The following is a 25,043-nucleotide window of genomic DNA, read 5'->3' as shown; positions in this document are numbered from 1 at the left end:
GCGCCACCCGCCGCCCAGCCCACCACCTGGCCGCCGAAGTCCGTCCACGTCCACTGGTCATCCCGCATCAGCTCCGAGACGACGAACGCCTCGCGCGACACGGTGGACTCCGCGCGCACGGTGGTGGTGGTGAAGCCCAGACCCACGACTCCCATCACAGCAACAGCCTTCAGACCCACGTTCAAGTGACACCTCCGGTATGTCGGCACCCCATGTGCCGACGGAGCTCGAATCGAAGTTGTCGGGAGAGAACCAGCGGCATCGTGGGCGCTCAGAGAGCGCCACGGGCTGCCACGAGGCCGGTGTCGTGCGAGTTGTCCATCATCACGTCAGCGAGCGCTGACTGTCCCCCTCTGGCTCCCAGCGCGAGGAACCCGCGCCGGTCACCCGGACCTTCAATCCATCAATCAATACGGTTGCATTTGATTTCCTGGCTACAAAGGCCATCGAAAATCGGTCTTCGCGCCTCGCTCGAAAATTTCCCTCACCTTGACCCGCTGGAGGCGCGCTGCCCCGCGCTGACTCTCCTGGGGGGCGCCAGCCGTCCAGGCATCCGCGTGCCTGCGTGGCAGCGGACGGCGCGCGGGGGCGGCGGTTGTCTCCGCGTGCCCCCTTCCTCACTGTGAGAGGGCGGCGCCCTCCTGGCGCGGCGACAGGACGGTGACCGGTGCTCGAAGCCCTGTGGGACAGGCGCGCCCTGCTCGTGTCGGGCAAGGGGGGCGTGGGGAAGACGACGCTGTCGGCGGCGCTCGCCGTCGCGGCGGCGCGCTCCGGGCGGTCCGTGCTGCTGGTGGAGATGGCGCCGGACGAGGGCGGCCCGTCCGCCCTGGGCGCGCTGGTGGGCGCGCGTGACGTGGGCCCGAAGGTGACGCGGGTCCGCCCCGGCCTGAGCTTCGTGCGGCTGGCCGCGTCGGAAGGGCACCGGCGCTTCCTCCAGGACACCCTGCCCCTGCGCTGGCTGGCCGAGGCGGCGCTGCGCTCGCGCGCCCTGCGCCGCTTCCTGGAGGCGGGCCCCGCGCTGAGGGAGATGGGGCTGCTGTACCAGATGCTCGCGCTGCTGCGGCGCACCCGGCCGGATGGGCGCTTCGAGTACCCGCTGTCCATCATCGACCTGCCGGCCACCGGCCATGCGCTGGCCATCGCCGCGCTGCCTCGCACGGTGCTGGCACTGATGCCGGGCGGCCCCATTGGCCGGTCCGTGCAGGAGGGGCTCGACTTCCTCCAGGACCCGGCCCGCTCCGCCGTGCTGCTCACCAGCCTCCCGGAGCCGCTGCCCGTCAGCGAGGCGCTCGCGCTGGCCTCGGAGCTGGAGCGGCTGGAGCTGCCCCTGACCGCCGCCGTCCTCAACCGCATGCCCGAGGACCCCTTCACCCCCGAGTCCCACGCCGCGGTCCAGCGGCTGCTCGCCACGCATGGGCCGCATCAGGGGGCTCGCGCCCTCGCCCGCCTGGAGCGCGCACGGGCGGCCCGGGCGCGACTGGCCGCGGGCCTCCAGGTCCCGCTGCTCACGCTGCCGGAGCTGCCCGTCACCGGGCCGGAGCTGGTGGAGCGCCTCGCCGAGGTCTTCACACCGCGCGAGCTCGCGGAGCCCACGCGGGAGGCCGCGCCGTGAGTGCCCGCAGCCTCCATCAACTGCTCCGCGACAAGCGCGTGCTCGTCCTCTGCGGCGCGGGTGGCGTGGGCAAGACGACCACGGCCGCCGCGCTGGGTGTCGCCGCCGCCCGCGCGGGCCGCCGCGTGCTCGTGCTCACCATCGACCCCGCGCGCCGGCTCGCCGAGGCCATGGGCCTGCCCGAGAGCGGCCCCGAGCCCACCACCGTCCCCCCCGAGCGCCTCTTCGCCGACGGCCCTCGCGGCACGGGGCGCCTGGACGTGTGGATGCTGGACCCGCGCCTCGTCTTCGACCGCATGATTCACCGGCTCGCGCCCTCGCCCGAGGCGGCGCGCGCCATCGTCGAGCACCGCGTGTACCGCTTCCTCTCCGACCTCGTCGCGGGCGTGCAGGAGTACGCCGCCACCGAGGCCCTGGACGGATTCCTCGCGGACGAGCGCTACGAGCTCATCGTCCTCGACACACCGCCCAGCCGGCACGCGCTGGACTTCCTCGACGCGCCCGGCCGGCTGTCCCGCTTCCTCGACGAGCGCGTCGTGTCCCTCTTCGGCCCGGAGTCCTCGTCGCGCGGAGGCCGGCTGTGGCAAGGCGCGCAGGCGCTCGTGGGCCGCGTGCTGGATGGCGTGTTCGGCGCGGGCCACGCGCGCGAGATGCGCACCTTCGTCGGAGCCTTCAGCGGCCTGTTCGGCGGCATCCGCCTGCACACCGAGCGCCTGCGCGCACGACTGGCCTCGCCGGACGCGGCCTTCCTGCTCGTGACGTCCCCCGAGTCCGCCGCCCTGCGCGAGGCCGCCTTCTTCCGCGACACCCTCGTGGAGCGCGGCCTCCCCTTCGCCGGCTACGTGCTCAACCGCAGCTGGGCGCGAGAGGACGCGCTCGCCCACCCGGAGGCCCTGCTGGAGCACGTGAGCGATGACCCGCACGCCGAGCACGGCGTGGCGGCCCTCTCGCGCCTGGCCGCCACCGAGCGGGCTCGCGCGGAGTCGCATCGCACCCTGCTCGTGCGGCTCGCCGAGCAGCTCCCCACGGGCGCGGTCGCCGTCGCCGCCCCGGACGCGGGCGCCGAGCTGGAGGAGTTCGGAGGTCTCGTGCGACTCGGGGACGCGCTCGCGCCAGGGTGAGTCATCCGTGCTTCACGATGTTTCATGAAGACAGACGCGCGGTAGCACCCGCTCATGCTCGCGGCGGAAGAACGACCAGGAAAATCGGCTCGAAACGAATCTGTTTCAAGCAGCCGCCAGGCGCCTTCGCGACCGGCATCCACCCATGAGGGGGAAGCGCACCATGAAGACCCACAAGGTGAAGACCATCAAGGAGCTGTTCGTGAAGGACATGGCCCGCATTCAGGGCGGCCAGGGGACGAACAACACCTGTGAGAACCCGGAGAAGCCCATGCCGCCGAACACCACCCTCGCCTGCTGCGAGGAGGCGGACGACGGCTGCTGCTCGGTCGAGTGAAGCGCTGCCCCGGGGACGGGCGTGAGGGAGCCAGCGCTTTCGGGGGAGAGCGCTGACTCGGACATCGGGGGATGTCCGGCCCCCTCCCGCACGTCACGGGGTCCGTGGAGCCTCCGCGCGAGAGCGCGACCGAAAGCGCGTGCTTCCCATCCCGGGAGGCACGCGCTTCGTCTTTTCGTGCCCGCGTCACTGTCCGCCACGCGGCAACCCCGGTGTCCGTTCACGAGCGCCCCGCCTGCCTGCCCGCCCTGGAAAGGACAGTCCTCCGGGGAGCCAGGGCTGGGAAGCTTGGAGACGCCCCGGGTCATCCCCACCCTTCTGGCCCGAACCCCGAAGTCGCCCGGAGGAACAGGAATGGCCAGAAGCCTGGACAACGGCAAGGACGATACCCGCACCGCCCAGCGGAATCCCCCGATGGACCCTGGAATGCACCGGAGCGCCGACGTGGCTCCGCCCGGCTCGCGCGAGCGGGGCGAGTCCGACCTCACCGGCTGGAACCCGGCGCGCGACGAGGAGCCCACCACCCGCCAGGGGCGCTACCACCGCGCCGCCTCGCTGCGCATGGCCCAGCCGCGCACCCACGTGGACGACCGGGGGACGGAAGGTGACTTCGGCACCCGGCGCACGGGCATGATGAACATGGACGACCGCGACGCCGGCTGGGAGGGCGCCGAGTACGCCCGAGGGCCCTACGGCCGCGACGACCGGGACACCCACTACGCCACGGGCCGGGGCCCCCGCCACGACGCGGGCACGTACGAGAACGAGCTGCCCCCGCAGCGCGCCGACTACCGCCCGTGGGACCGCTACGGCTACGGCGGCGAGGAGCCGATGCGCGGCCCTCGCACCGAGCCGTACCGTGACGAGCGCTCGCGCCTCCACGAGGGCTTCCAGCGGGGAGACGACCGCTACTCCGAGCAGCGCCAGCGCGGTGACGACCGCCAGGCCGAGGAGCGCCAGCGCGTGGGCGACCGCATTCGCGGCGAGGACCGCGGCCAGTACTATACGGCCGGCACCCGCGGCCGCACCGGCACGGGCACGCGGACCGGCCGCCGCCGCTGGCAGCGCGAGCCGCTCACCGCGCGCGAGGTGATGACGCGCAACGTGCGCACCGCGCGGCTCGACAGCCCCGTGCGCGACGTGGCGCAAATCATGAAGGACGAGGACTGCGGCGTGGTGCCCGTGGTGAACGAGCGGGGCAGCCTGGTGGGCATCGTCACCGACCGCGACCTCGTCATCCGCGGCTTCACGGGCGGCAAGACGCCCGACCAGCTCCGCGTCTCGGACGTGATGACGGATGACGTGGAGGCGGTGACGCCGGACGACAACATCCACGACGTCATCGCGCTCATGGGCCGCAAGCAGATCCGCCGCATTCCCGTGGTGGAGCGCGACGACCGCATCGTCGGCATCATCTCCATGGGCGACATCGCCAACCGCGCCGACTACGACGAGGAGCTGCAGGAGGCGCTGGACCGCGTCTCGTCCAAGCGCTCCTTCTGGAGCCGGCTGGGCTAGCAGTACGGCACCGCGAGGCGGGGCGGGGCACCGGCCCCACCCCGTCCCGCGCGAGGCTCAGGCGACGCCGGTGACGACGACGGCGTCGGCCGTCTCCGTGACGGTGAACGTCTTGAGGGAGGGAATCGGCCCGTCGCCGGTGTTCGGCTGCCGCTCCACCGCGCCCTGCCTGCTGAAGGCGGCCAGGTGGCAGGGGCAGACGAGGCGCGTCTCGGGCTCGTTGAACTCCACGTAGCAACCCTGGTGCGTGCAGACGCCATCCACCGCCGAGAGCGTCCCGTCCCCATTCCGGAAGACGAAGATGGGCCTGCCGTACCCCGAGGGCGTCCCCGTCACCCGGGCGCCGTTGTTGCGCAGCTCGGGGAACTCGACGAAGGGGAACACCACCTGGCCGTTCACCGCCGCCGGGAAGTCGGCCTGGCCCGCGCGCAGGTCGATGCGCAGCACCTTGGTGCCAGGGTTGTACTCGGCGGTGAACGTCCGCAGGGGCGTGGTGGCCGGCTTCGTCAGCACCGCGCCGCTGGTGGAGCTGAAGCGCGACAGGTGGCACGGGCACACCACGTCCTTGCCATCGAAGCCCAGCGGGCAGCCCACGTGCGTGCAGATGGAGGACACCACGGAGAAGTCGTCCGGCGCCCCGTCGCCCTTGTTGTGCAGCACCAGCAGGGGCGTGGCCTCGCCGGGCACGCGCACGGTCAGCGCGCCGCCCACGGGCTCCAGGTCCGGGTAGCGCGTCACCAGCAGGTCCACCGTGCCGGCCGCGCTGGCCGTCACGTCCGTCACCGGCGCGGGGTTGATGTCCGGCGCGCACGCCGGCAGCGCGGTGGCGGCGCCCGCCGCGGCGCTCGTGCCCAGGATGCCCTTCAGGAAACCTCGTCGCGACGTGCTCACTGACCCTCCACCTCGAACACCAGCTTCGACTCCAGCACCAGCTTGTCGTCCACCTTCACCATCAGCAGCGAGGGGCGATCGATCTTGTAGGCCTCCAGGCTGATGTCGAAGGTGCCCTCGGCGACGGCCTGCTTGTCGGTGTTGAACACCACCGTCATGGGCACCTCGATGTTCTGCTTCACGCCGTGGAAGGTGAGCTGGCCCTTGAGGGTGACGGGCACCTTGGCGGGGAAGCTCGCCGGCACCTTCACGCCGGAGGCCACGCCCTTGAAGTCGATGAGCGGGAACTTCGCCGACTCCGTCACCTCCTGCATGTGCGCGTCGCGGTTGGAGTTGCCCGAGTCGAAGTCCTTCACGTTGGCGCGCACGGCCACCTGCAGCGTGCCGTCCGCCAGCAGGCGGGCCTTGCCGTCGCTGGGAGACGCCTTGCCCACCACCTCGTGCAGCTTGTGCTTCAGCTTGTAGGTGAGCGAGCTGCCATCCTTCTTCACGGAGTAGGTGCGCGCCTGCTGCGCCTGAGCGGCGGCGGGCAGCGCGAGCAGCAGCGTGGTGAGAAGGACCAATCGTCGAGCAATCACGTCTACCTCCAGGAAACCCATTTCACAGGCTTGCGAAGCCGAACGGCGGCGGCGCGAAAAGATTCAGAAGAACAGCGAGAGCACACCGGCCGACACCGCGCCCATCGTCGTGTAACCGACCACCTGGTGCGCCGTGGCGAGGTCCCGCTCCGACAGCCGGCCGTAGCGGTTGGTGGCCATGATGCCGAGGATGACCTGCGCCACCATGCCCACGGTGGCGATGGACATCATGATTTTGTGGAAGGTGATGGTGTCCCACTGGAACTCCTTCTCGAAGGGCTCGGGCGCCAGGAGGCCCAGGAGTCCCACGGAGGCGAACAGCGCCGAGGTGCCGATGGCGAGTCCCCGGTGCAGGCCCAGCAGGTTGCGGTCGTCACCGCCGCCCCGGAACGAGTCGTTGTACTGGAGCTGACCCACCACGGTGGTGGTGATGAGGCCCGCCGTCATCGCGAAGCCCAGGCCCTGGTGCAGCTTGAGCATGGTGCGGCGGCGGCTGATCTTCTTCTCCAGCTCCGGGTCCACCTGGGCGGCCGTCTCCGCGGGCTCCAGCAGGTCGAAGTCGAGCGACTCCGAGTCCCCGGCGGACGGCGTGTCCGAAGGCGTCTCCGACTGGGGCGCGTCCTTCGCGGGCTCCTTCTGCTTCTGCTTCGTGGCCGCGGCGTCGTCGACGGTGTACCGGGCGGGCACGGCCTGGGGCGCGGGGATGGGCTCGGGGGCCGCGAGGGGCTGCGGCGCGGGCTCCTCGCCGGAAACCGGGCGGGCCTGCCTCGCGGGTCGGGTGGACTTCTTCGTCCCCTTCTTGGAGACCTGCTTCTTCTTCTTCGCGGACCAGGTCTTCTTCGCGGGCTCGCGGCGCTGCTCGGCCCAGGCGGAGGAGGTGCACAGCAGGGACAGGACGGCGAACAGGGCGACGGGGCGGGTCATCGATTGATTCCGTGTGGGCGCAAGGCAGGCAGCCGAGTCAGGGGGGGTCGTGCGAGGCGGTTCGGGCTCCCGGACGCTTCACGTCCTTCCGCGTCCCCACTGCCGGGGACGTTTCCGAGGCTACCGCATCCCGGGTGGTGGGGGCGTGTCGGAAACGCAACGCGATCAGCGTTTGCGGGGGAGGCGTGGCTTCGGGGGGAGCCGCTCATTGACTGCGTGCCAGGAAGGGCCCGGCGCGTGGGCCCCGGGACCATGGGGAGCGACGCTACCGCCCCGCCGCGCCGGACGGAAGCGCATGGCGGTCAGGGGGCGGTGTCCTGCCGGTGCCCGCGGCTCATGCCCTGGAGGGAGCCCTGGACCCGGGGGGTCTGTTCACTGGTTGTGAGGGATTGACGGGCGGAGGACAGTCATCGCGCCGGAGGCCGGAAATCCGGCCCCGGCTGCGTTTTGGTTGTCCTGTCCGCCGCGCCCCATGCGCGGTGGGCGACGCGTATGAACAGGCAGGCAGGCTCGCGGCTGGGATTTCCATCGGACGAGCGCCGGGCGCGGACCCGGCGGGCCGAGCTCGCCAGCACGCGTCTGCAGAGCCTCCAGGCCCTGACGCTCGCCCTCTCGGGTGCCCTGACCCCCCGGGACGTGGCGAGCGCCGTGGTGGAGGAGGCGGTGCGCGCGCTGCCGGCGGACGCGGGCGCCCTCTTCCTGGTGGACGCGGAAGGAGACGCGCTGGAGCTGGCCCACGCCCTGCGCCATCAACCGGGCATCGAGACGGCCTTCGCCCGCGTCCTCCTGACGGCGCGAATGCCCGCGGCCGAGGCGGCCCGCACCGGCGAGCCCGTGTGGATGGAGGGCGGTGCCACCCTGGCGCTGCGGTACCCCGAGACGGAGGCCACCATCCGGGCGGTGTACCCGGGAGAGGCGTCCTTCGTGTGCCTGCCGCTGACGGCGCGAGCGCGCGTCGTGGGGGTGCTCACCCTCACCTGGCTCAGCGAACGGAGCTTCGACGCCGAGGAGCGCGCCTTCCTCGACATGCTGGCGCAGCAGGCCGCCATGGCGGTGGAGCGCGCCCGGCTGCTCGCGGCCGAGCGCCGCCAGGCCGAGCGCGCCGAGCTGCTCCAGCACGCCACGGCCACGCTCGCCACCTCGCTGGACGTGGGCCAGTCGCTGCGCGGGGTGGCGCTGGCGCTGGTGCCCTCGCTGGGCGACTTCTGCGTCATCGACGTGCGCGGGCCGGACCTGGAGGTGCGCCGCACCTTCCACGCCATCACCCCTGAAGCCGCCGCCCTGCTGGCCGCCAGCCACTGGCACCCGCCCGAGGCTCCGGGCACGCCCGTCTGGGCGCTCGACACGGGGCAGCCCGTCTTCCACCCGCGCGTGGACGCCGCTTGGGTGGAGGCCGGGGGCGACGCGGCGGGACGCGAGCTGCTGCGCAGGCTGGCCCCATGCTCGTGGCTGTCCGTGCCGCTGACGACACCGGAGGGCGTGCTCGGCACGCTGACGCTGGGGCACTCGCTGTCCGGCCGCCACCACACGGAGGAGGACCTGACGCTGGCCACCGAGCTGGCCCGCCGCGCCACGGCGGCCGTGCAGAACGCGCTGCTCTTCCACCAGACGCAGCAGGCGCTGCAGCTGCGCGACGAGTTCCTCGCCATCGCCAGCCACGAGCTGAACACGCCGCTGACGTCGCTCAAGCTGCAGCTGGCGCGGCTGCAGCGGGGCGCGCCGGACGAGGACGTGCGCACGCGCGCGTCGGCCGCGGTGCACCAGGTGGACCGCCTGGGCCGGCTGGTGCGCGAGCTGCTGGAGGTGTCCCGCCTGTCCGAGGGCCGGCTGCACCTGGACCCGGAGCCCGTGGACCTGGTGGAGCTGTGCCGCGAGGTGCTGAGCCGCTTCAGCGACGAGATGATTCGCGCGGGCACCGCCGTGCACCTGACGGCACCCGGCCCGCTCACCGGCCGGTGGGACCGCGCGCGCGTGGACGGCGTGGTGACGCACCTGGTGTCCAACGCGCTGAAGTACGGCCAGGGCCAGCCGGTGGCGCTGGAGGTGACGGACTCGCCGGAGGGCTTCGCGCGGCTGGTGATACGCGACCGGGGCATCGGCATCCCCGCCGAGCAGCAGGCCCACCTCTTCCAGCGCTTCGGGCGCGCGGTGCCCCTGCGCCACTACGGCGGCTTCGGGCTGGGGCTGTGGTTCTCCCGGCAGGTGGTGGAGGCCCACGGCGGGCGCATCCACCTGGAGAGCGCGCCCGGCGTGGGCACCACCGTCACCGTGGAGCTGCCCCGGTCCCCCGCGGGGACCTGATGCCCCGGGTGCCGCCCGGTCCGGGTGGCGGAGCGCGCCAGGCTCACGCGGGCGTGGTGGAGGGCACCTGCGAGCGGGGGCCGGTGCCGTGAGCCAGCTCCTGGCCGAGCGCGTGCGGGTCGAAGTACGCGTAGAACCGGCGGACGCGGTCGCCGTCCCATTCGATGATGGACACGCCCTCGTACGCGATGGCCGCGCCGCTGTTGGAGGTGCCCTGCGTCTCCCACTCCAGGGCCACGCGGTCACCGGCTTCAATCATGTTGCGGAAGGTGGACTTCACCTTGCCCAACGTGCCCTTGTACTCCGTCCAGAACTGGCGGGCTCCGTCCTGCCCGGAAAAGACCCGCGACGAGGCGACGTTGCTCACCTGCGCGTCGTCGCTGAAGAGGGAGACGAGGCCCTCCACGTCGCCGGTCTCCTCCAGCCTCGTCAGGGCATCCACGAAACGCTGCGCTCGCTCCATCGCCATGCGTGTCCTCGCTCGTCTGTGAAAGGGGTTACACGCGGGTAGGGTGCGCATGGGGGGTATGCGTTGCTCCTCCCCGAGCCTGCTCCCCTGCCCTCCTGGCGGCGGCGGCGGGCACCCGCCGCGTGACCTGGCGTAGAATGCTGGCGGTAGCCCTTCCCCATGGCCCAGACCCGCCTCCGCCCCACGGCGCCCTCCACCGACGCTTCCACCGAGGAGTCGTCGCTGGCGGAGTGGCCCCAGTCGACGTCCCTGCCCGAGCTGCGGGAGGCCATGGGCTCGCCCGGGGTCATCCAGGCGGAGGTGGATGCGCTCCTCGCGGCGATTGCCTGCCCGCCCGCCGGAGACGAGCCCCCCCGCGCCCGCGCGGACTTCCTGCTGTCCCTGATGGAGCTGCCGGAGGAGGCGAGGGACCGCAAGGGAAGCAACGGGCGCACGGTGCGCGCCGCGGCCGTGGAGGCGCTGCTGGAGCTGGGCTACCCGTACGCGCTGGAGGTCCACCCCGACGTGCTGGAGGCGGTACGACTCGAGGCGGGGGGCCCCAAGGAGGCGAGCGGCCCGCGCATCTCGGTGCCGGGCATCGTCGTGTCCCTGCTGGCCATGGTGCTCCAGGTCCTCATCGTGTTCGTGGCCTTCTCCGTGCGAGGGCGCTCCAGCTGGGGAGAGCTGTTCCAGCAGCTTCTCCTCGCCCTCGTCGTCGTCCCACCGCTGGCGGCCATCTTCGGTCAGGTGGCGGAGCTGCGGCGCACGCAGTTCCTGGGCAGCGTGGGCATGGGGCTCCAGGCCCTGGTGTGGCTGTTCGTGTCCCTGAACAACGAGTGGGGGTGGCTCCTGGTGCTCCTGCTTCCCTGGCACCTGTGCATGGCCGCCGCGTACCTGATGTACCCGAGCTCGGAGGAGCCCGGGGACGCTCCGCCCGCCGACACCCGCTGAGGCGGCCCGCGCTACTTCGTCGTGGGGCCCGGCTTCGGCGGAGAATCGAAGATGCCCTGGTGGTTCTTGTCGAAGGACTCCTTCACCCGGTCCGACGTCAGGCCCTTCATGTTGAAGCCGGTCTCGACCGCGAGCTTGAGAACCTTGAGGTCGAGCTCGGAGGAGACGCCGCCCCCGAACTCCGCCTTCGCGGGGTTGAGCTCCACGTAGACCTCGGCCGCTTTGCCCACGCCGAGTCCCACCTTCACGTCGCCCTCCGAGTTCGTGCTCAGCTTGATGAACCCGAGGTTCACCTTCGCCCCCTGCTTCGCCTTGCCCGCCGAGTCGAGCGTCTCCTCGACCTCCAGGGGGCCCGCCTTCACCGCGAGGCCCACCGCATCCTTCAGCTCCACCCTGCCGCGCGTATCGAGCTGCAGCTCCCGGCTCGCATTGAGCGCCTCGTGCGAGAACTCCGCCTTGCCGTGCACCTGGATGCCCGTGGGCCGCTCGCCCTCCAGCGTCAGCTGCTTCGCGCGGATGAGCTGATAGGTACGGTTGAGCGACTCCGGCTGGCCGATTCCCTGCCTCCAGGCCTTCAGATAGCCCTCGCTCGCGCGGTCCTTCTGGCCGGTGTGGAGGCCCGAATCCTCGAGCCGTGCCTCCTTCGGAAGCCCCAGCGCCTGCAGCTCCGGGAGGCTCTTCGCCGCGCCGACGGCCTCCGCGTAGCGGTCGAGGTACGCGGAGTAGGCCCTGTGGAAGTCGACGCCCACCTGGATGTCGTGCTGGTTCACCGCGTCCCGCATCGACGCGGGCAGCTTCGCGTCATCGCGGAAGAAGTCCGGAACGGCCGGGTAGCCCAGCGGCCCCGCCGGGGCGTCTCCCTTTTTTCGCTGGAGCAGGCCCTTGGACTCGGCCTGCTCCAGGAAGGCGTGCCGGGCGCTCGCGTCCATTTCCTTCGTGTACGTGCCCAGCAGCCCATCGCGCTCCATCCGCTCCAGCGCCGCGCGGTAGACGCCCGGCTGCAACGTCCCGAGCACCGTGTGGACCGCCTTCACGTCACAGTCGGTGACGGCCCAGTCCTGGAAGTCCCGCTTCAGGTTCGAGCGGATGGCGTCGTACACCTGTTCGGGCACTTCCGACGAGGACGCCTGGCGCACCCTGCCGCCGGATGCCGCCAGCTCTCCCGCGGAGACCGTCGGGCCCGAGGCGGCCGGCGTCGACTTCGGCGCGGGTCCCTGGGGTGTGCGAGCGGGAGGTCCGTCATAGGCGCGCACCTCGTTGCGCGCGGTGGAGGCCGGGGTGTGGGGGGCCTTCGTCCGGGACGGGGCCGGCGTGGGGCCGGTGTCCGGGGAAGTGTCGATGGAGACAGGGGTGCTGCCGGTGGAGTCGATACGGGACATGGGCGCGCTCCGGTAGGGAACGCCCTGCCCGGTGCAGCGGCCGGACCACCGTCAGGTCCCTGGAATCACGGCCCCGCCGGGGCTCCGGTGCGTCGCGGGTCCTGGACGCGGGTCTCCCGCTCGGGACTCCGTGCCCCGGAAACACAGCGAGGACCGCGGCCTCGGGGGCACACGGTCCTCGCGGTCGGCTCGGGGTGGCGGCGAGCGCTCAGAACACGTCGAGCGCGCGGCGGTAGTAGGCCTCGCGGTCGGCCATGCCGTTGTAGCCGCCGTTGATGCGGCGGGTGACCTCGCGGAAGTTGCCCGCGTCCGCGTAGGTGTTGAGGTTGCGCGACGACCAGTACCAGCCGGCGATGCGGAACGCGACGTCCGGGTCCTTGGCGCGCGTGGGGTTGCCCTCCAGGTCGATGCCGAGCGCGGCGCCCGCGGAGCGGTAGTTGGCGCGGCCGGTGAGCTGGATGGGGCCACGGCCCTTGTAGCGCACGCCGTCGCCCGGCTGGGTGTTGCCCAGGTCCCGGCGGCCCTCGTACGCCGCGCCGGACGCAATCTCCTCCATGTAGCGGAGCTCACCGCTCTCGTGCGCGAGCTGCGCCAGGAAGGCCGCCTTGCGCATCGGCGTGGTGATGTTCGCCTCCGCCATGGCCTGATTCAGGTAGGGCAGGTACTGCTCCGCCTTCGCCTGCGACAGGTTCGGCATCACCCGGCGCAGCTGCGCCACCGTCACGCCCGCGGAGCCACCCGTCGGCGGCTTCGGCCCACCCACTCCGCCCACCGGCGGGTTGTTCGTGGGAGGAGGACGGCTCGGAGAGCCACCGCCCGGAATCGTGAGCGTCTGGCCCGCGTAGATGCGGTTCGGGTTGGAGATGCCGTTGGCCTGCTGCAGCGCGCCCACCGTGGTGCCGAACCGGCCCGCGATGCCGCTGAGCGTGTCGCCCGACTTCACCGTGTACCGCTGGCCACCCGAGGACGGGGGCGGGCTGCTCGGAGCGGAGGGGCCGCCCGCGCCCGGAATCGTGAGCTTCTGGCCGACGTAGATCTTGTTCGGGTTGGCGATACCGTTGGCCTGCTGCAACGCGCCCACCGTCGTGCCGTGACGGCCGGCGATGCCACTCAGCGTGTCGCCCGACTTCACCGTGTACGACTGGCCGCCGCCCGAGGACGGACGGCTCGGCGCGCTGGTGCCGCCCGCGCCCGGAATCGTGAGCTTCTGGCCGACGTAGATCTTGTTCGGGTTGGCGATGCCGTTGGCCTGCTGGAGCGCGGCCACCGTCGTGCCATGACGGCCCGCGATGCCACTCAGCGTGTCACCCGACTTCACCGTGTAGCTGGAGCCGCCGGAGCCGGAGCGGGGAGCGGCGGCCTTCGGAGCGTCGAACCCGTCCACAACGAGCCGCTGCCCGACGAAGATCTTGTTCGGGTTGGAGATGCCGTTGGCCTTCTGCAGCGCCGACACGGTGGTGCCGTAGCGCTGGGCAAGCAGGCTGAGGTTCTCGTTGGGGCGAACGGTGTGAATCTTCGACACGGGGGGACTCCTGGGGGACGGAGGTGCGACGTGCCTACATTTTCGCCCCGGCTGAGAAAGTGTTGCGTGCGGCCGGCGCTTTTTTGATTCCCCAGTCAGTCCGCTCTCACTGGACGGCCTGGGTGGAGGCCCGGAGGCGCTCCTTCAAGGCCCGAGCCTCGTCCGTGTCCCGGAGCCGCACCAGCGACTGCACGTAGTAGGCGAGCGCCCAGAGGTTCTCCTCGGGGATGGCGCCCTTCCAGGTCGGCATGGCCGCGCCGCCCACGCCGGCGGCGATGACGCGGTAGAGGTCCTCGCGCTGCCGCTCGGCGGTGTACGGGGTGCCCTCCACGTCGTCTCCCTCCGGCCACACCGTGCGCAGGGGATGGAAGAGGAAGTCCGGGGGCAGCACCTTCGCCAGCTGGGTGGGCTCGCCCTTGGAGTCCACCACCACGGCGTGGTCCGAGTCCCGGGGCTGCGCGGTGTACGGGTCCGCCTTGGAGAGGTCCACGTCCCGGCCGAGGGCCTTGCGCATCAGCGCGGCCAGCTCGGCGCGGGGCAGGTACGCCACGTGACAGCTCGCGCAGCCCGCGTTGCCGGCGCCGGCCACGTGGTAGACGACCTTGCCGCGCTCCACGGCCTCGGACTCGCGGCCCTTCCACGGGTCGGAAGACACGGCCAGCGGCTGGCCGGGGGACTCCTCGCGCCAGCGCGGGCTGAAGGTCTTCAGGTACTGCACCACCGCGTCCACGTCGGCGTCGGGCACGTCCCACGCGAACATCGGCGTGCCATGCAGCCCGCGACGCAGCGTGCGCTTCAGCGCGTCGTCCGTGGGCAGCTCGCCGGCGGCGACTCCGCCGAACTTGAAGAGGCCCTGTCGGAAGCTGCGAGGCACCGGACGCATTCCGCGTCCCGCCGGGCCCTGTCCGTCTCCGGCCTCGCCGTGGCAGGACGCGCAGTAGTGCGTGTACACCGCGTGCCCGCGAGACAGCGTCGCCGCGGGCACCATGCGGCCGTCGGCGAGCTTCAGGGGTTCGAAGGTGGGGGCCGGCTTGGAACGACAGGCCACCGCGAGCGTCAGGGCCGCGAGCGTCAGCAGGCCCCGGGGTGTGGCTCCGCGCGCCGTCATGGCAGGTACACCGCCACGTAGAGGAGCAGCCACGTCACCGTCACGAAGTGCCAGCCGAGCGCGTATTGCCTCAGGGACACTGGAGCGCCGCCGCCACGCCACAGACGGAGGGCGGAGAAGAAGATGACCGCGAGCACGGCGAGCATGTGCAGCACGTGCAGCGCGGTGAGCCCGTAGTACGCGGACGCGGGCACGCCGTCCTCGGGGATGCGCAGGTGGTGGTTCCACCAGGAGACGTGCGTCAACCCGGCCTGCCCCGCGGTGTAGAGCCCGCCCAGCACCAGGACTCCACCGAGGGCGATGAGGAGGCGCCGGTGTCCCTCGGGTCCGGCGTACGTGGCCCGCGAGGCCCGGTGGAGCCAGATGCTCCCCGCGATGAGCGGCAGGCCCGGAAGCGCGAGCAGCACCGGGGAGAGCGGCAGCGGCGGCCACGGCTCACGCATCCGGTACCAGCCCACCGCGAAGGTCAGCGCGACGAAGAACATCGACCAGGCCGCGAGGCCCAGCATCGTGCCGAGCCATGCGGTGTTCCCCGCGCGGGGTGGAGGCTCAACGACAGGTGGCTCGAAAGGATGGGTCATCGCGGTGTCGGGGGAGTGCGACGGCATGGTGTACCAGCGGCGGCCCCTCACGACAAAGCGGTCGGGGCACGATGGCTCGCCCTCGGAGTGAACGCGCAGGAGCGTCAAGGCCCCGGCGCGGACGGGGAGTACCACCCGCGTGGTAGCCCGGTTGCATTGGCCGACTTCGACTCCGCGCTTACTGATGAGTTCGCGAGCAACCGCACTCCGCGATTGCTTCGCGAGCAACCACACCCCATCAGGGAAGGAGTACCCAAGTCATGGCGAAAGTAGGAGACCGGTTCAAGACTGGCGATACGTGCGAGACCAGCGGCATCTACGCCTTCGATGGCTACACGGACGGAATGAGGACGACCACCCCAACGCCCGGTGAGCAGCGCATCACGGTCAGCAAGGGGGAGAGGTTCCCGCCTGTCAGTTCAGCGAGAAAGGCCGCTTACTGGAAGCTCGAGACCATCGGCTAGGCTCACGCTCTCCGCGTGGCACGGGGCCGCGACTCCGTGCCACGCGGTATCCGGAGTTCCACGCGGGCAACGACGCTACGTGGCACCGCCCACCGTGGACACTCGACCCGTGTCCGTGCGCTCCGCGTCCGCGCCTTCCACTGCTGCCTCCGGCAGCACCTCCGCCTGCCCAATCCAGTCCCGCCCCAGTCGCGCGAGCACCTCCGGCTGTGACAGCGCATGGGGCCCGCGCAGCACCACCGGAGCGGAATGGAAGTTCCATTCCGGCGGCGGGCTCGGCGCGCACGTCCACTCCAGCGTCCCCACGTGCCACGGGTTCGGCTCGGCCACCCGGCCGCGCCGCAGCGTCCACACCAGGTTCACCACGAACAACAGCTGCGCCGCCCCGAGCAGGAACGCGAACACCGTCGTCCACTGGTTCAGCGGCAAGAGGTGCTTCAGGTACGTGTACTGGTACGGGTCATACAGCCGCCGCAACTGCCCCGCGTATCCCGCCGCGAGCTGCCCGCCGAACACCCCGAGGAACAGCACCGCGCTCGACAGCACGTGCGCCTTCGCGAGCCCCTCGTGCATCGCCCGTCCGTACATCTTCGGGAACCAGAAGTAGAGCCCGGCGAAGACGGCGAGGAAGCTCGCCGCTCCCATCGTCAGGTGGAAGTGCCCCACCACCCACAGCGTCCCGTGCAGCGGCACGTCCGTGGCCACCGCGCCCAACGCCAGCCCGGTGATGCCTCCGAGCCCGAACACCCCCATCGTCCCCAGCGCCGCGAGCATCGGCGCCGTCAGCCGCACGCTGCCGCGCCACAGCGTCATCAGCCAGTTGAGGAACATCACCTCCGCGGGCAGCGAGATGAGCAGCGTCAGCACCATGAACGCGCGCCCGAGCACCGGCGCCATGCCGCTCGTGAAGAGGTGGTGCGCGTAGACCAGGCCGCTCAGCGCCGTCACCACGCCCATGGCCCCCGCCGTCAGCCGGTAGCCGTGCGCGGGCTTGCGGCTGAAGAAGGCCACGAAGTCACCCACCATCCCCCAGGCGGGGAGAATCAGGATGTAGACCTCCGGGTGGCCGAACAGCCAGAAGAGGTGCTGGTACACCACCGGGTCGCCGCCACCGCCCACCGCCGCCGCGCCCGCGACGAAGAATTGCGTGCCCAGCAGCCGGTCCATCAGCAGCAGCGCCGTGGCCGCCGCCAGCACCGGCACGAACAGCACGTTCAACACCGAGGCGAAGAACAGCCCCCACACCGTCAGCGGCAGCCGGCCCCACGTCATCCCTGGCGCCCGGCACCGCACCACCGTGACGACGAAGTTGAGCCCATAGAGGAACGCCGATGCCGCCGCGCACAGCACGGCCACCGTCACCAGCGTCTGGCCCAGGCCCGGCGTGAAGGCCGGTGTCGACAGGGGCGGGTACGCCGTCCACCCCGCGCTCGCCGGGCCGAGCCGTACGGCGAACGAGGCCAGCACCAGCGCTCCGCCCACCGCGTAGACCCAGAAGCCCAGCGAGGAGAGACGCGGGAACGCGAGTCCGCGCGCGCCGATGGCCAGCGGCAGGACGAAGTGCCCCAGCGCGCCGAAGAGCAGCGGCGTCACCGCGAAGAAAATCATGATGAGACCGTGCATCGTGAACACGGCCGTGTAGGCCGGAGGCGTCAGCGCGCCCCGTGACTCGGGGAGCGCCCACGCCAGCCCCGGCACCGGCTGCCCCGGCAGTGCCCACTGCCAGCGGATGAGCAGCGCCAGCAACCCACCGAAGAACAGGAAGCCGAGCCCACTCCAGAGATACCGCCGCGCGACGGCCTTGTGGTCCGAGGAGACGAGGCTCATGGCGCCTTCCACTCCCAGCCCCAGTGGGCCGCGAGGTCCTCCGCGTCGTACCCCTGCACGGCCTGCCGCCCCGCCTCGCGCAGCCAGTGGGCGTAGGACTCCGGCGTCATGACCTGGAGCACGCCGCGCATCTTGTAGTGGCTGGTGCCGCAGTGCTGGTGGCAGGCCACCTCCCACGTCCCCTCGCGCGCGGCCTGGAACCAGGTCTGATTCACGCGGCCCGGAATCGCATCCAGCTTCACGCGGAAGTGCGGCAGCGAGAAGCCGTGCACCACGTCCGTGGACACGAGCTGCACCCAGACGGGCACTCCCACCGGGACGCGCAGGTCGTTCCACGTCACCACGTCGTCCGGAGTGCCGAAGCGTCCGTCCTCGCCGGCGTAGCGGGCTTCCCAGGACCACTGGTGCGCGTTGACCTCGATGCGCACCGTGCGCGGGTCCTCCGCGGGCACGCGGAAGTTCCACAGCACGTCCCGCAGGTAGCCCTCCGAGCCGAGCAGCAACGTCCCATCCACCACCACGAAGGCGCCCAGGGCCAGCCCCAGCACCCACGCCCGCGAGCGCCGCGTGCCCCCATCGGGCGCGGCCCGCTTCGCGCGCCGGAAGCGCCAGACCGCCAGCACCAGCCACCCGAACGCCACCGCCAGCAGCACCGCCTCGAAGCGATGGCTCCATGCGAGCAGGGCGTCGATACGATGCCCGTGCGTGCTCGCGTCCTCGGGGAGCGCCAACGTCCACGCTCCGCGCGGGGTGTCTGGAGTCGTGCCAGCGCCGGGCGTGACACGCGGTGGCTCCAGCTCCGCGCCGCGCTCCGGACGGGACGATGTGGAGCCGGAGGGCGGCGTCATCACCCACGCTCCTCTCGCGCCGCACGCCGCACCGCCCAGACGCCCAGGCCCACGAGCAGGAACGGCGCGAGCACGAGCCCGCCCAGCAACAGCGCCGAGCGCACCGCCGACTCGGGAGCCCGCACCGTGCACGCGGGGCATGCGAACACCACTGAGGGAAACAGCACCAGGAGCACCGCGACGAGCGACGCCCCCATGTTCCGGGGGGAGAGGGCCACGTCACGGCCGGAAGTGGAGCGCTCGCCGGGCATCACCCCTTCCCGGGTAGCACGCGGCTCCACTCCCCTCAAGACACCGGCTCCTCCGTGCGGAGGCTCCTGGTGTCTGAACCGGCGAGCCGCCACCCGCCTCACAGATGCCGGACCTCGGCGGGAGGGGCCTTGAAGTTGTCGTTGCGTCCATCGACGAAGAAGACGGGCGCGTGGACGAGCGCGTTCAGGTCCACGTCATCGAGACAGTTGAGCTTCGGCGTGTAGAACCGCCCGATTTCCGGAGCCTCTCCCCAGCCGAACACGTGCACGCCGCAGTGCTTGCAGAACAGGTGGTGCAGGGCCCGGGTGTGGAACTGGTACTCGCTCAGCTCCGATTCACCCGCGAGCAGCCGGAACTCCTCCGGCTTCACCACCGAGTGCCACAGCCGCGCCTTCGTGCAAATGGTGCAGTTGCACTTCCAGGTGCCCTCGCTCAGGTCGATGTCCGTCTCGAAGCGCACGGCACCACAGTGACAGCTTCCCCGGTACGTCTTCTTCATGGCCAGGCTCCCGTCGGCTCCGCCGACCCCGCTCCATCGTGGCCCCCCAGCGGAGCATGTCCACCAGCCGTGGAGGAGGGCGACTGGCGCTTCCAGGCCCGCCTGCCCCCGGAGCGGCCATGCGCCGCCTACATCCCCGGAGTAGCCATGTTGTCGCAGGGGGCCCCCCGCCGCTTGTGCCGCCCGCCGCCTTCCGTTACCTCGGGGCTCCATGACCGCCGATTCCACGCTCGCGGCCCGCCCGGCCCGTCTCACCCAGCGCCCCGGCTTCTGGGGCGGTATCGCCGTCTTCACCCTCGGCATGGCCGTCGCCTCCGGCGCCACCCTGCTGCGCGGCCGGAGCGAGCCGCTGCCCCAGCTCGGCGCCCTCCCGGACTTCACCTTCACGCGCCACGACGGCCAGCCCTTCGGCAGCGCGCAGCTCCGCGGGAAGCCCTACATCGCCAACTTCATCTTCACGCGCTGCCCCACCGTCTGCCCCGAGTTCACCCGGAAGATGGCCCACGTCCAGGAGCGCACCGCGCCCGCGGGCACCGGGCTCCAGCTCGTCTCCTTCTCCGTGGACCCGAAGTACGACACCCCCGAGCGCCTCGCCGAGTACGGCCAGCGCCATGGCGCCGACTTCTCGCGGTGGAGCTTCCTCACCGGCGACTACGAGCAGCTCAAGGCCACCATCGTCCAGGGCTTCAAGATCAGCATGGGCCGCGAGGCCGGCGCCCCCGAGGATGACCTGCTCTCCATCTTCCACGGCACCCACTTCGTCCTCGTGGACCGCGCCGGACAGATTCGCGGCTACTACGACAGCGCGGACAGCGACTCCACCGACCGGCTCCTGCGCGACACCGAGCGCCTCGCCCGCGAGGAGCGCTGACCCCAGCGACAAGCCGCCCGGGCCTCGGGGCCTCGGGGCCCCGCGGGCTCCGTACCCGCGAAACGCCGAAGGGCCGGCCCCGCGCTCACGCGGGAGACCGGCCCTCGGGGGTCCTGCTCTGTCGCGCCAGGGGCGCGGGCGCTCACTCCACGAAGCGGGCGTGGTTCTGCGCGATGATGTTCTGGAAGTTCTGGAGGCCGAGCGGGTTCTCCGCGAAGGCGTCGACCTTGTCCGCGGCCTTCTTCACGGACTCGGCGACCTTCACCACGTCCTCCAGCTTGGGGGCCAGCTTCGCCAGGAAGCCGATGCCGCCCAGGGGACCCTCGCCGAGCAGGGACGTCGCACCCTGCTTCAGCAGGTTCTCCGCCATGGGGCCGAGGAACTTGCCGACGAACGGGAGGCTCCCGACCTTCTCGCCGACGAACTTGGCGACCGGCTCGATGAGCTTGCTCACCGGCGTCTTCAGGAACTCCAGCGCCTTGCCACCAATCTCGGCGATGCCGCCGGCGACCTTGCTGACCGTCTCGGCGACCTTGCTGACCGTCTCGGTAACCTTGCTGATGGCCTTGCCCACTGCGCCCATGATGGACCTCGGGTGTCTCGAAGTTTTTGGAAGAAGGATTTGTGCCGGAGTTGAGGCTCGAAAGGATTGTCGGGACAGCGGCCGAATTGTTTCCTCGTGATTTTCCGGCGGAATTTCATTCCCGAGCCCTTCCGGGGCGCGGCATTACACGCGGTTACCGCCGCTCCCGCCCCGCTTGAGCTGATCCTGCAGCGCCTTCTGCGCGGCGGGGTCCTGCGGACCCGTGGGGGCCTGCCCCTGGGGCGCGTTCAGGGAGGGCTTGCCGGCGCCCGACTTGTCCTGGGTGAACTTGGAGGAGTCGAAGTCCGGGGGCGAGCCGGGCAGCTCGCCCTTCATGCCCTTCACGATGATGTTCGCGGCGTCCTGGGCGGACAGGGGGTTGAAGCCATTCTTCTTCAGCTCCTCGTCGGAGACGACGGCGAGCTCGGGCTCCTTGTCCTTGTCCTGGGCGTACTTGAGGACCAGCTCCACGTAGTCCTCGAGCTTCATGCTCACGGCCGCGGCGATCTTCTTGGTCTCCGGGTCCTTGAGCAGCTCCGCGCGAACCACCTCGATGGGCCGCTTGAGACCGCGCTTGGGCTTGGCGGGGTTTTCCTGCGTCATGTCTCACTCCGGGAAGGAAAGGAAAGGGCTGTGAGGCGACTCTAGCCCAGATTTCCCGGCTCACACATTCCCGCCCCCCTCCGGGGTGGAGAGCTGGGTCAGCGCGCGCTGATACACTTCCAGATCCGGAGAAGAGAAGAGAACCACCGTCACCTTCTCGAGCTGGGGCAGCCGCGCGAAGGCCGCCTGGATTTCACGCAGGGCGATGGGCGCGGCCCGGGTGATGGGGAAGCCGTAGATGCCGGTGGAGATGGAGGGGAAGGCCACCGAGCGCAGCCCGTTGGCCTCCACCAGGGCGAAGACGCTCTTGTAGCAGCGCGCCAGCGTGGCCTCCTCGGACTGATTGCCGCCCCGCCACACCGGGCCCACGGTGTGGATGACGTGGCGCGCGGGGAGCCGGTAGCCCTTCGTGATGCGGGCCTGCCCCGTGGGACAGCCGCCCTGGGCGTAGAGGCGGCGGCACTCGTCCAGGAGCTCCGGCCCGGCGGCGCGGTGGATGGCGCCGTCCACGCCGCCCCCTCCGAGGAGCGAGCTGTTGGCGGCGTTGACGATGGCGTCCGCGGCAACCTTCGTGATGTCTCCCTGGATGAGCTCCAGCTTCACGATTCCTCCTCGCGTGGGTGGGCGGCGACGCCCCCTCGGACGGCACGCGGGCGCCCCGGCTGACGGATGGTACCGGGGCTGCTGGGGCGCTTCACCCCGGGTGCCACGTGACTACCTTTGGCGGCAACCGGGGTACCGCCGGCAAGCGAGGAGCGTCATGGACATGTCCAGGCAGGGGTTGATGGACGCGGTGAAGCGAGTGGCCTTCCGGGCCGGGACTCGCGGCGCCCGGGCCCTGGTGGAGACGGCGGTGCTGCTCGTGCGCACCGTGGATGCCCTCCAGGCCCGCTTGCGCGGGGCTCCCGCCGCGCCCCACACGGCGTCCGCGCCGAGCGGCATGATGTTCACGAACGCCCCAGCCCCCGCTCCCACGAGCGCGCCGATGTTCGTGGCCGGCGCCGCGCCGAGCACCGCCTCGACGAGCACCCCGGCCGCCCGCGCGCCCCGTGCCAGACGCGTCACGAGCGCCGGAGCGCCCTCGGCCCTCCACTCCGCCGTCGCGACGCGGAACACGCGTGGGACGGCCACGGCTCCGAGCTCCGACGGCCCGGCCACGAGGAGCACCCGAGGAACCGCCTCGGCACGCAATGCGCGCGGCACGGGAACCGGGACCCCCTCGCCCCTCCGCTCCGCCGTCTCGGCGCGGAACGCTGGCGGCACGAACGCCGCCTCGGCCCTCCGCTCCACCGTCCCGACGCGGAACGCTGGCGGCACGAACGCCGCCTCGGCCCCCGGCTCCGGCGCCCAGGCCCGGAACACCCGGGGCACGGGCGCGGCCGCGAAGACCGGCAAGGGCCACACGCCCTCCACCACGGAGCTCCGGCGCGCGGCCGTCTCGCCCCGGGGGGCCATCGAGAGCGCCCAGCCGGTGAAGGCCGCCACGCCACGCCGCAAGTCACCGGCCCGCGCCGCGGCCACCGTGGCGACGCCGGGCCGGGAGCACGGCCGCAAGAGCGTCCCGAGCCCGGCCCCCGCCGCGAAGCGGGGCACCCGGAAGCCGGCTCCGGTCAAGGCGAAGCGCGGCCAGAAGCACAAGCACGGGCACTGAGGACGGGAGAAGCCCCGCCCTCAGCGCGCCACGTTCCGAGACGCCGCCGCCTTGCGAGAGGCGGAGGCGACCGCCTTCCGCTTCGGGGCGATGCGCGTCACCGTCCCGGGCTGGCGCGAGTCGAGCGCCGCGCGGGCCTTCTCCTCCGCCGCCTTCGCCGCCGCGACCTTCGCCGCGAGCAGCTCGGCCTGCGCGGCCCAGCGCTTCTTCAGCAGCTCCCGCAGACCGTCCTGCTGCAGGTCCACCTGCGCCAGGTGCAGCCGGTAGTGCAGGTCCTCGCGCAGCGTGCCGCGCGTCAGCGCCGCGTCCGCCGCGCCGGACAGGCCCACCACCAGCTTGGGCCGCTCCTCCTGCATCTGCAGGCAGCGCAGGATGACGGACTGCGCCTCGCGGCCGAGCTTCGCCACGTCGGGGATGAACACCACCCCGTTGGGCTGCCGGAGCGCTCCGGGCAGGTCCGCCGCCTGCTTCACCTCCACCAGCTCCACGTCGAAGTTGCGGGCCGCTTCCTGGGCCCACGAGCGCCGCTCGTCCTCCGTTCCGCCATGGATGAGCAGCGACGAACGGTTGCTGATGAGCTCCCCTTCACGATAACCGCGCGGTGTCACCGGATGACCCCCTGCTGTCTGGAAAATCGTGGTTGCAGGGGAGTCTAACGCCCTACCGGGTCCTGCGTTCAACGGCCGAGGTGCCCTTCCGGGTAGTTTCGCCCGCATCCCACCTGAAATTCCTTTCACGTGGGTGGAAGTGGGCCACCGCTCGCGCTCAGGCGGTGGGCACCACCATGACGGGCCGGCGGCAGCGGGCCACCAGCTCGCGGGCCACGGTGCCCTTGAGAGCATCCGGCTCCCGCGAGTGCTCGTGCGGCAGGCCCATGCACACCAGGTCCACTCCCTCGCGCTCGGTGGCCTGGCAGATGGCCTGCGTCACGTCGTCCCCGGTGACGCCCTCCACGCTCCAGCGCACCGCCTGCGAGCCCTCGTCGCGCGGCACCAATTCCCACAGCCGCTGGAGCACCCGGGCGCGCTCCGGCGCGGGCTCGGGCAGCACGCCGTAGTGGTCCTGGAAGCCCACGTCGCCCACGCGGCGGCGGTGGACGTGGAGCAGGTGCACGCGGCCCCCGGGCCCCACCAGCGAGCGCGCCTGCGAGATGGCCCGCGCGCAGGCCTCGGAGAAGTCCACCGGCACCAGCACGCTGCGCGGAGGCGCCGCGGGGCGCGGCTCGCGCAGCGAGGGCGGCACGCACACCACGGACTGCTCCGCGTACCGCAGCACGCCCGCGGACACCGAGCCGTGCCACAGCCGGCCCAGCCCTCCGCGCGCGTGCGTGCCCACCACCAGCAGGTCCACCCTTCGCGCGTGCGCCACGTGCAGCAGGTGGTCCGCGGGCCGGCCGAAGCCCGGCTCCAGCACCACCTCCACGCCGCCCTCGCCCATCAGGTCGCCCACCCGCTCCCGCACCTCGCGCTGCAGTACCCGCTCCACCGACGGGTCCAGCGCCTCCATGCCTCGCACCGACGGGTCCAGCACCTCCACGTGCACGGGGGTGTGGATGCCCAGCCGCTCGCGCTCCTCCAGCGGCGAGCACACGTAGGTGGCCAGCACGTCGCACGGGCCCACCCGGCGCAGCTCGCGGAGGAACGTCACGGCGGCATCCGTGGTGGCCGAGCGCGGGTCCACGCCCACCATCACCAGGAGCCGCCGCCGGCCGCGAATCCAGTCCACCAGCGCCGCGTCGCGCCGCACCGCCAGCAGCGGGGCGCAGCCGTGCCGGGCCAGCCGCTCGGGCATGGACGCGCGCCGCCACGCGGAGGTGCGCCAGCCTCCCGACGCCACCACCACCCAGCGAGCGTGCCGGCACGTCTCGTCGCTGAGCACCTCGTCCGCCGAGGACGCAGAGCGAGGGAGCGGCCGCACCACCTCCGCGAAGGCCCTCAAGCGCTCACACTCAGCTTCGAGACGGCTCGGGGAGTCCGCCGCTGGTCCGCCCGCCTCGCCGGTGGCGGATTCTCCTTCCAGGACCCCTAGCAGGAACAGGGGCTCACCCAGCTTCCCCGCCAGGGCCGCCGCTACGTTCGCCGCCTCCTGCGAGTCGGGGGAGAGGTTCGTTGCGCAGACGATGGCCATGGCCGCCCTCCTTGCCGGGTGGACGCGTCACCCGTGAGAGAACAGAT

26 protein-coding genes are annotated in these 25,043 nt (G+C 71.8%); 9 read left to right on the top strand and 17 right to left on the bottom strand.

The annotated features are described in order from the left end of the window. Positions 1 to 667 precede the first annotated feature (667 nt). From HG543_RS04100 to HG543_RS04085, 4 genes are all read left to right on the top strand, one after another. Positions 668 to 1,612 (top strand): ArsA-related P-loop ATPase, encoded by a 945-nt coding sequence (locus HG543_RS04100; protein ID WP_169343321.1) that lies wholly within the window; start codon positions 668 to 670, stop codon positions 1,610 to 1,612. Next, positions 1,609 to 2,733, top strand: a complete 1,125-nt coding sequence (locus HG543_RS04095; RefSeq protein WP_169343320.1) for an ArsA-related P-loop ATPase — start codon at positions 1,609 to 1,611, stop codon at positions 2,731 to 2,733. Before HG543_RS04100 ends, HG543_RS04095 begins: the two co-directional genes overlap by 4 nt. 163 nt (positions 2,734 to 2,896) lie before the next feature. Continuing rightward, positions 2,897 to 3,070, top strand: coding sequence for a hypothetical protein (locus HG543_RS04090; protein ID WP_169343319.1), 174 nt, complete (start codon positions 2,897 to 2,899; stop codon positions 3,068 to 3,070). Positions 3,071 to 3,424: 354 nt separating this feature from the next. Then, positions 3,425 to 4,588, top strand: coding sequence for a CBS domain-containing protein (locus HG543_RS04085; RefSeq protein WP_169343318.1), 1,164 nt, complete (start codon positions 3,425 to 3,427; stop codon positions 4,586 to 4,588). Between the two features lie 57 nt (positions 4,589 to 4,645). Here HG543_RS04085 and HG543_RS04080 read toward each other — a convergent pair whose 3' ends face one another. The 3 genes from HG543_RS04080 to HG543_RS04070 form a co-directional block, all read right to left on the bottom strand. Further along, positions 4,646 to 5,479, bottom strand: a complete 834-nt coding sequence (locus HG543_RS04080) for a Rieske 2Fe-2S domain-containing protein (protein WP_169343317.1) — start codon at positions 5,477 to 5,479, stop codon at positions 4,646 to 4,648. After that, positions 5,476 to 6,057 carry a YceI family protein gene (locus HG543_RS04075; RefSeq protein WP_169343316.1) on the bottom strand — a complete coding sequence of 194 codons (582 nt, stop codon included), beginning with the start codon at positions 6,055 to 6,057 and terminating at the stop codon, positions 5,476 to 5,478. Before HG543_RS04075 ends, HG543_RS04080 begins: the two co-directional genes overlap by 4 nt. Positions 6,058 to 6,120: 63 nt before the next feature. Next, positions 6,121 to 6,981 carry a hypothetical protein gene (locus tag HG543_RS04070; RefSeq protein WP_169343315.1) on the bottom strand — a complete coding sequence of 287 codons (861 nt, stop codon included), beginning with the start codon at positions 6,979 to 6,981 and terminating at the stop codon, positions 6,121 to 6,123. Between the two features lie 492 nt (positions 6,982 to 7,473). Here HG543_RS04070 and HG543_RS04065 point away from each other — a divergent pair, with 492 nt between their 5' ends. Continuing rightward, a complete protein-coding gene (locus tag HG543_RS04065; RefSeq protein WP_169343314.1) occupies positions 7,474 to 9,282 on the top strand; it encodes a sensor histidine kinase in 1,809 nt (602 codons plus the stop codon). Between the two features lie 43 nt (positions 9,283 to 9,325). On the opposite strand, the gene HG543_RS04060 is transcribed toward HG543_RS04065, so the two are convergent. Next, positions 9,326 to 9,751, bottom strand: a complete 426-nt coding sequence (locus HG543_RS04060) for a nuclear transport factor 2 family protein (RefSeq protein ID WP_169343313.1) — start codon at positions 9,749 to 9,751, stop codon at positions 9,326 to 9,328. A 159-nt stretch (positions 9,752 to 9,910) separates the two neighbouring features. Between HG543_RS04060 and HG543_RS04055 the strand changes: the two genes are divergently transcribed. Continuing rightward, positions 9,911 to 10,681: a hypothetical protein gene (locus tag HG543_RS04055; protein ID WP_246356736.1), complete on the top strand. Its 771-nt coding sequence runs from the start codon at positions 9,911 to 9,913 to the stop codon at positions 10,679 to 10,681. Positions 10,682 to 10,692: 11 nt separating this feature from the next. Here the strand turns inward: HG543_RS04055 and HG543_RS04050 are convergent, their stop codons facing one another. The 4 genes from HG543_RS04050 to HG543_RS04035 form a co-directional block, all read right to left on the bottom strand. Beyond that, on the bottom strand, positions 10,693 to 12,060 hold the full coding sequence (locus HG543_RS04050) for a hypothetical protein (protein WP_169343312.1): 1,368 nt from the start codon (positions 12,058 to 12,060) through the stop codon (positions 10,693 to 10,695). A gap of 208 nt (positions 12,061 to 12,268) precedes the next feature. Beyond that, positions 12,269 to 13,378 (bottom strand): glycoside hydrolase family 19 protein, encoded by a 1,110-nt coding sequence (locus HG543_RS04045; protein ID WP_439332599.1) that lies wholly within the window; start codon positions 13,376 to 13,378, stop codon positions 12,269 to 12,271. Between the two features lie 310 nt (positions 13,379 to 13,688). Further along, a complete protein-coding gene (locus tag HG543_RS04040; protein WP_169343310.1) occupies positions 13,689 to 14,690 on the bottom strand; it encodes a cytochrome c in 1,002 nt (333 codons plus the stop codon). Continuing rightward, positions 14,687 to 15,199, bottom strand: a complete 513-nt coding sequence (locus HG543_RS04035) for a cytochrome c oxidase subunit 3 (protein ID WP_169343309.1) — start codon at positions 15,197 to 15,199, stop codon at positions 14,687 to 14,689. The genes HG543_RS04040 and HG543_RS04035 overlap by 4 nt, the downstream gene beginning before the upstream one ends. 332 nt (positions 15,200 to 15,531) lie before the next feature. Between HG543_RS04035 and HG543_RS04030 the strand changes: the two genes are divergently transcribed. Beyond that, the gene (locus HG543_RS04030; protein ID WP_169343308.1) at positions 15,532 to 15,735 is read left to right on the top strand and encodes a YjzC family protein; all 204 of its coding nucleotides are present in this window, start codon (positions 15,532 to 15,534) and stop codon (positions 15,733 to 15,735) included. A 75-nt stretch (positions 15,736 to 15,810) separates the two neighbouring features. Here the strand turns inward: HG543_RS04030 and HG543_RS04025 are convergent, their stop codons facing one another. From HG543_RS04025 to HG543_RS04015, 4 genes are all read right to left on the bottom strand, one after another. Further along, the gene (locus HG543_RS04025; RefSeq protein ID WP_169343307.1) at positions 15,811 to 17,562 is read right to left on the bottom strand and encodes a cytochrome c oxidase subunit I; all 1,752 of its coding nucleotides are present in this window, start codon (positions 17,560 to 17,562) and stop codon (positions 15,811 to 15,813) included. Then, on the bottom strand, positions 17,559 to 18,410 hold the full coding sequence (locus HG543_RS04020; protein ID WP_246356735.1) for a cytochrome c oxidase subunit II: 852 nt from the start codon (positions 18,408 to 18,410) through the stop codon (positions 17,559 to 17,561). Before HG543_RS04020 ends, HG543_RS04025 begins: the two co-directional genes overlap by 4 nt. Beyond that, the gene (locus HG543_RS54950; RefSeq protein WP_246356734.1) at positions 18,410 to 18,661 is read right to left on the bottom strand and encodes a hypothetical protein; all 252 of its coding nucleotides are present in this window, start codon (positions 18,659 to 18,661) and stop codon (positions 18,410 to 18,412) included. The genes HG543_RS04020 and HG543_RS54950 overlap by 1 nt, the downstream gene beginning before the upstream one ends. 98 nt (positions 18,662 to 18,759) lie before the next feature. Next, positions 18,760 to 19,161 (bottom strand): GFA family protein, encoded by a 402-nt coding sequence (locus HG543_RS04015; protein ID WP_169343305.1) that lies wholly within the window; start codon positions 19,159 to 19,161, stop codon positions 18,760 to 18,762. A 211-nt stretch (positions 19,162 to 19,372) separates the two neighbouring features. On the opposite strand from HG543_RS04015, the gene HG543_RS04010 reads away from it, so the two are divergent. Beyond that, positions 19,373 to 20,032: an SCO family protein gene (locus HG543_RS04010; protein ID WP_169343304.1), complete on the top strand. Its 660-nt coding sequence runs from the start codon at positions 19,373 to 19,375 to the stop codon at positions 20,030 to 20,032. Between the two features lie 142 nt (positions 20,033 to 20,174). Here HG543_RS04010 and HG543_RS04005 read toward each other — a convergent pair whose 3' ends face one another. The 3 genes from HG543_RS04005 to HG543_RS03995 all read right to left on the bottom strand — a co-directional run bounded on the left by HG543_RS04005 (position 20,175) and on the right by HG543_RS03995 (position 21,821). After that, entirely contained in the window at positions 20,175 to 20,615 is a 441-nt protein-coding gene (locus HG543_RS04005; RefSeq protein WP_169343303.1) for a hypothetical protein, read from the bottom strand. A 144-nt stretch (positions 20,616 to 20,759) separates the two neighbouring features. Continuing rightward, positions 20,760 to 21,218, bottom strand: coding sequence for a hypothetical protein (locus HG543_RS04000; protein WP_169343302.1), 459 nt, complete (start codon positions 21,216 to 21,218; stop codon positions 20,760 to 20,762). 60 nt (positions 21,219 to 21,278) lie between these two features. After that, positions 21,279 to 21,821, bottom strand: a complete 543-nt coding sequence (locus HG543_RS03995) for an O-acetyl-ADP-ribose deacetylase (RefSeq protein ID WP_169343301.1) — start codon at positions 21,819 to 21,821, stop codon at positions 21,279 to 21,281. 157 nt (positions 21,822 to 21,978) lie between these two features. Here HG543_RS03995 and HG543_RS03990 point away from each other — a divergent pair, with 157 nt between their 5' ends. Then, on the top strand, positions 21,979 to 22,869 hold the full coding sequence (locus HG543_RS03990) for a hypothetical protein (protein ID WP_169343300.1): 891 nt from the start codon (positions 21,979 to 21,981) through the stop codon (positions 22,867 to 22,869). A gap of 20 nt (positions 22,870 to 22,889) precedes the next feature. Here the strand turns inward: HG543_RS03990 and HG543_RS03985 are convergent, their stop codons facing one another. Both HG543_RS03985 and HG543_RS03980 read right to left on the bottom strand, forming a co-directional pair. Next, positions 22,890 to 23,477, bottom strand: a complete 588-nt coding sequence (locus HG543_RS03985) for a P-loop NTPase family protein (protein ID WP_169343299.1) — start codon at positions 23,475 to 23,477, stop codon at positions 22,890 to 22,892. Positions 23,478 to 23,634: 157 nt separating this feature from the next. Continuing rightward, complete coding sequence (locus HG543_RS03980) at positions 23,635 to 24,996, bottom strand: universal stress protein (RefSeq protein ID WP_169343298.1); 1,362 nt, start codon at positions 24,994 to 24,996, stop codon at positions 23,635 to 23,637. Positions 24,997 to 25,043: the final 47 nt, after the last annotated feature.

Source organism: Pyxidicoccus fallax, assembly GCF_012933655.1.
Classification (GTDB): Bacteria; Myxococcota; Myxococcia; order Myxococcales; family Myxococcaceae; genus Myxococcus; species Myxococcus fallax.
The sequence above is the reverse complement of the archived record's forward strand: the minus strand, read 5'-3'. Positions and strand labels throughout refer to the sequence as shown.

Coding starts and splice junctions, on each gene's coding strand:
- HG543_RS04090 (WP_169343319.1), top strand. CDS start 2,897: ATGAAGACCCACAAGGTGAAGACCATCAAGGAGCTGTTCGTGAAGGAC.
- HG543_RS04085 (WP_169343318.1), top strand. CDS start 3,425: ATGGCCAGAAGCCTGGACAACGGCAAGGACGATACCCGCACCGCCCAG.
- HG543_RS04070 (WP_169343315.1), bottom strand. CDS start 6,981: ATGACCCGCCCCGTCGCCCTGTTCGCCGTCCTGTCCCTGCTGTGCACC.
- HG543_RS04065 (WP_169343314.1), top strand. CDS start 7,474: ATGAACAGGCAGGCAGGCTCGCGGCTGGGATTTCCATCGGACGAGCGC.
- HG543_RS04060 (WP_169343313.1), bottom strand. CDS start 9,751: ATGGCGATGGAGCGAGCGCAGCGTTTCGTGGATGCCCTGACGAGGCTG.
- HG543_RS04055 (WP_246356736.1), top strand. CDS start 9,911: ATGGCCCAGACCCGCCTCCGCCCCACGGCGCCCTCCACCGACGCTTCC.
- HG543_RS04050 (WP_169343312.1), bottom strand. CDS start 12,060: ATGTCCCGTATCGACTCCACCGGCAGCACCCCTGTCTCCATCGACACT.
- HG543_RS04040 (WP_169343310.1), bottom strand. CDS start 14,690: ATGACGGCGCGCGGAGCCACACCCCGGGGCCTGCTGACGCTCGCGGCC.
- HG543_RS04035 (WP_169343309.1), bottom strand. CDS start 15,199: ATGCTGGGCCTCGCGGCCTGGTCGATGTTCTTCGTCGCGCTGACCTTC.
- HG543_RS04030 (WP_169343308.1), top strand. CDS start 15,532: ATGGCGAAAGTAGGAGACCGGTTCAAGACTGGCGATACGTGCGAGACC.
- HG543_RS04025 (WP_169343307.1), bottom strand. CDS start 17,562: ATGAGCCTCGTCTCCTCGGACCACAAGGCCGTCGCGCGGCGGTATCTC.
- HG543_RS04020 (WP_246356735.1), bottom strand. CDS start 18,410: ATGACGCCGCCCTCCGGCTCCACATCGTCCCGTCCGGAGCGCGGCGCG.
- HG543_RS54950 (WP_246356734.1), bottom strand. CDS start 18,661: ATGCCCGGCGAGCGCTCCACTTCCGGCCGTGACGTGGCCCTCTCCCCC.
- HG543_RS04015 (WP_169343305.1), bottom strand. CDS start 19,161: ATGAAGAAGACGTACCGGGGAAGCTGTCACTGTGGTGCCGTGCGCTTC.
- HG543_RS04010 (WP_169343304.1), top strand. CDS start 19,373: ATGACCGCCGATTCCACGCTCGCGGCCCGCCCGGCCCGTCTCACCCAG.
- HG543_RS04005 (WP_169343303.1), bottom strand. CDS start 20,615: ATGGGCGCAGTGGGCAAGGCCATCAGCAAGGTTACCGAGACGGTCAGC.
- HG543_RS04000 (WP_169343302.1), bottom strand. CDS start 21,218: ATGACGCAGGAAAACCCCGCCAAGCCCAAGCGCGGTCTCAAGCGGCCC.
- HG543_RS03990 (WP_169343300.1), top strand. CDS start 21,979: ATGGACATGTCCAGGCAGGGGTTGATGGACGCGGTGAAGCGAGTGGCC.
- HG543_RS03980 (WP_169343298.1), bottom strand. CDS start 24,996: ATGGCCATCGTCTGCGCAACGAACCTCTCCCCCGACTCGCAGGAGGCG.